Raw genomic sequence first — 3,945 nt, 5'->3', positions numbered from 1 at the left:
CGCTGAACCCGGTGCTCAGCGTGGGCTACCAGCTCGGCGAGATGTTCCGGGCGCACCGGGGGGTGTCCCGCAAGGAGGCGAAGGAGAAGGCCGTCGAGCTGATGGACCGGGTGCGCATCCCGGCCGCCAGGCAGCGTGTCGGGGACTTCCCGCACCAGTTCTCCGGCGGGATGCGGCAGCGGATCATGATCGCGATGGCGCTGGCGCTGGAGCCGGACCTGATCATCGCGGACGAGCCGACCACGGCGCTGGACGTGACGGTGCAGGCACAGGTGATGGACCTGCTGGCCGACTTGCAGGCCGAGTACAACATGGGGCTGATCCTGATCACCCACGACCTCGGCGTGGTCGCCGACGTCGCGGACAAGATCGCGGTGATGTACGCGGGCCGGATCGTGGAGACCGCCCCCGTAAGGGAGTTGTACGCCCGGCCCGCGCACCCGTACACCCGGGGCCTGCTGGACTCGATCCCCCGGCTCGACCAGAAGGGCCAGAACCTGCACGCCATCAAGGGCCTGCCGCCGAGCCTGCTGAGCCTGCCGGAGGGCTGCGCCTTCAACCCGCGCTGCGACCGGGCGCAGGACCGCTGCCGCACCGAACTCCCGGCGCTGACACCGGTCACCAGCGAGTACGGGACGGAGCTGGCGGGCCGCCGCAGCGCCTGCCACTACTGGCGCGAGACGCTGCACGGCTGAGCCCGTCCACCCGCTACTTCACGAAGCCGACGTTCTCCCAGACGATGTCGGACAGGCCCTGCGCGCCGATGTTGGCGAGGTCGGCGCGGGCCCCGTACAGCTGCGGGCGCTGGTAGAGCGGCAGGACGCCGGCCACCTTCCAGAGCTCGCCGTCGGCCTGGTTGATCGCCTCGGAGGCGGTGCCCGCGTCGGCCGCGGCGGCGGCCCGGTCGAGCGCGGCGTCCACCGCCGGGCTGCCCGCGCCGACGTGGTTGGTGCCGCCGCTCTGGACGAAGTTGGCGCGGTTGCCGCTGGCCGGGAAGGGGGTGCCGATCAGCGAGTAGGCGGCGATGTCGAAGTCGTCGCGGTTGACGTACCGGTCGAAGAACTCGTTGGCGGGGGCGGTCACCGTGGTCACCTTGATGCCGACGTCCTTGAGCATGGCGGTGGCGTTGGCGGCCTCGCTCTGGGCCGGGGTGACGCCGGCCGGGACGACCATCCGCAGGTTCAGCTCGCGGCCGTCCTTCTTCCGTACGTCGCCGTCCAGCTTCCAGCCGGCCGCGTCCAGCTTGCGGGCGGCCTCGGCGGGGTCGTAGCGGGCCAGGCCCAGGGAGTTGTCGCGGTAGCCGTTCTGGTTGGTGACCAGCAGGTGGTTGTTGAGCGGGACGGCGGGCCAGTCCAGGCCGTTGAGGTCGGCGCGGATCACCACGTCCCGGTTGATCGCCTGGAAGACGGCCTGGCGCACGGTCGCGTCGCTGAGCGCCGGGGTGCGGGCGTTCAGGGTGAGCTGGCGGAAGTCCGGGCCGCCGGCCCGGCGCACCACGGCGCCCTTGGTGTTCCTGATGACCTGGTAACCGGCCACGTCCGGGCCGTTGTTGACGAGGTCGATCCGGCCCTGGGCGAAGGCGGCGGGCATCGCGTCGGGCAGCATCGCGTGGAAGACGATCCGGTCCAGCACGGGCTTGTCGCCCCACCAGGAGGGGTCGGCGACCAGCGTGACGGTCTGGGTGGCGCGGTCCAGCTGCTCGACCTTGAACGGGCCGGCGCTGACCGGGAACCCGTCCAGGTAGGAGCTGTTGAACAGCTCCGGGGTGGAGACCCTACTGGCCGGCAGCAGCGGGGCGTTGCCGGCGCTGTTGAACATCGACTGCCACTCGGAGAACGGGCGGTCGAAGGTCATCACGGCCTGGTAGTCGTCCTTGCCGCGCTCGACCGCCGAGACCAGCTCGAAGCCGGTGCTGCTGGAGGCCTTGTAGGCCGGGTCCTTCCCGTTCAGGGCACGCCAGTTGGCCTCGATGTCGCGCCAGGTGATCGGGGTGCCGTCGGACCAGTGGGCCTTCGGGTTGAGCGTCCAGGTGACCACCTGCCGGCCGTCCCTGAGCTCGGCGTGCGCCTCCTGCAGGTAGGCGGGGTTGGGCGTCTGGGTGCCGGCGGCGTCCGAGCGGAAGAAGGTCGGCAGCAGCGGCTTGCTGACCATGACGGTCGAGGACTCGCTGCCGTCGGCGTGGATCGGCGACCACTGGCGGGAGAACTGGGCGATCGCCAGGTTCAGGGTGCCGCCCTGGCGCAGTCGGGCCCGGTCGTGCGGGTTGATGTCGATCGCGGTCAGCTTGGGCGCTGTGGTGCCGGAGGGCAGCGCGTCGCCGCCGCCCTGGCCGGCGGTGCAGGAGCAGAGCGCCAGCGAGAGCGTGAGGGCGGTGAGACCGGCGAGCAGGGCCGTCCCGTGGTGCTGGAGGCGGCGGTGCATCGGCGTGCTCCCGGGGTGGATGTGGCGGATGGTGTGGCGTCACATCTTGCTGACCGGGAGGGGGCGTTGTCGAGGGGCGGGCCCGGATGCGGGCCCGCCCCCCGTGGGCGCGGGTTCGTCGGGGGCGGACGCGCCCGACCGTGCGGGTGTCCGACCGCGGACGGGTCAGACCACGAACTTGAAGGTGCGGTCCTTGTCGCCGGTCTTGTCGAACACCGAGGTGATGCCGTCCGCGACGTCCTGCGGGGTGATCGCGGCGACCTGGCCGTTCTTCTTGACCTTCACCTTGTCGAACGCGGTGCCCAGCTGGGCGGCGAGCGCGTCGAGGTCCCACTTGGGCACGATCTTGCCGGAGGCGTCCGGGACGAGCGTGAGCGCCTTGGCCGCGGTCTTGGGGCCGAAGTCCCAGGTCTTCGCGCCGGCCACGACGTGCACCTTGCCCGCGGCGATCTGCTTGCCGAGGCTGTCGGCGGCGGCCTGGAGGGCCTGGGTGGAGATCTTCGGCTGGGCGGCCGTGACGGCGAGGGCGATCGGCTGGTCGGGCTTGCCGTCGGCGCGGTCGCGGTAGGCCTGCTCGATCGCCTCCAGGGCGCTCGCCGACTCCACCGCCTGCCCGGCCCGGCCGGGCACGACGATCGGCTCGCCGTTGACGTCGCCGAACTTGATGTAGCCCTCCTGGAGGCCCTGGCCGGAGCCGGCCGCGAGGGTGTCCAGGGCGGCCCGGAGCTTGGCCTTGTCGACCTTGACCTCCGGGGCGACGGCCTTGGTGCCGCCCTGGAGCGACTTGATGACGTCGACCGGGTTGTAGCTGTGCTGGGCCAGGCCGTCCACGGTGGCGGTGGTGTCGAAGCTCAGCCCGGCGACCGCCGGGTCGAGGTCCACGGCCTGGTCGCCGATCTTCAGCTTGAGCGGCTGCTGGCCGGCCTTGCCGACCGACTCGTCCAGCTGGTGGATCGCCTGGTCGCGGCTGCTGCCGCCGATCTCGGCGCCGAGCACCACGGTGCCCTTGGGGACGTCGGACTGGTTGAGCATCAGGCCGGTGCCGTACGCGGCCGCGCCGAGGAACAGCACCGCGACGCCGCCGTAGACGCCCAGCTTGACCAGCTTCTTGCCGGCTCCGCCGCGCTTGGCCTTGGCGGGGGCGGCGGGCTCGGCCTTCGCCTTGGCGGGGGCCGGAGCGGGGGCGGCCTTGTCGCCCTTGGCGTCCTTGCTGCCCTTTCCACCCTTGCCGCCCTTGCCCTTGCCGCCCTTGGTGTCCGTGGCGGCCTCGGGCCGGGGGCCGGGGGCCGGGGCCGGCAGCGGGGTGACCGCGGTGGCCTCCGGGTCGCCGGGCTGCGGGGCGCCGCCGGGAGCGCCCGGGAAGAGGGCGCCGGGGCCCGCCGGGGTGGCGGGGGCGTCCTGGCCGGGAGCGGTCGGGCGCTGGGCGGCGAACGGGTCGGTGCCGGTCGGGGCCGAGGCGAACAGGCCCGGCTGCGGACGGCCGTCGGCGCCGTGCGGGGCGCCGTTCCGGGGCAGGCCGGGTAT

The 3,945-nt window shown here is 72.9% G+C and carries 3 protein-coding genes; 1 reads left to right on the top strand and 2 read right to left on the bottom strand.

The features are described from left to right. Positions 1-695, top strand: a 695-nt coding sequence (locus AE652_RS23920; protein ID WP_049654855.1) for an ABC transporter ATP-binding protein, incomplete at its 5' end; no start/stop codon positions are given. A 13-nt stretch (positions 696-708) separates the two neighbouring features. Here AE652_RS23920 and AE652_RS23915 read toward each other — a convergent pair. Continuing rightward, positions 709-2,421: an ABC transporter family substrate-binding protein gene (locus tag AE652_RS23915; RefSeq protein ID WP_049654851.1), complete on the bottom strand. Its 1,713-nt coding sequence runs from the start codon at positions 2,419-2,421 to the stop codon at positions 709-711. Between the two features lie 165 nt (positions 2,422-2,586). Next, a partial coding sequence (locus AE652_RS23910; RefSeq protein WP_049654848.1) for a peptidoglycan binding domain-containing protein occupies positions 2,587-3,945 on the bottom strand: 1,359 nt, incomplete at its 5' end.

This window comes from Kitasatospora sp. MY 5-36 (assembly GCF_001182915.1).
In the GTDB taxonomy this organism is placed as follows: domain Bacteria; phylum Actinomycetota; class Actinomycetes; order Streptomycetales; family Streptomycetaceae; genus Kitasatospora.
This window is presented reverse-complemented; position numbering and strand designations above follow the sequence as displayed.

Bases quoted from the DNA above. Each gene is read 5' to 3' on its own strand.
- AE652_RS23915 (WP_049654851.1), bottom strand. From the start codon at position 2,421: ATGCACCGCCGCCTCCAGCACCACGGGACGGCCCTGCTCGCCGGTCTC.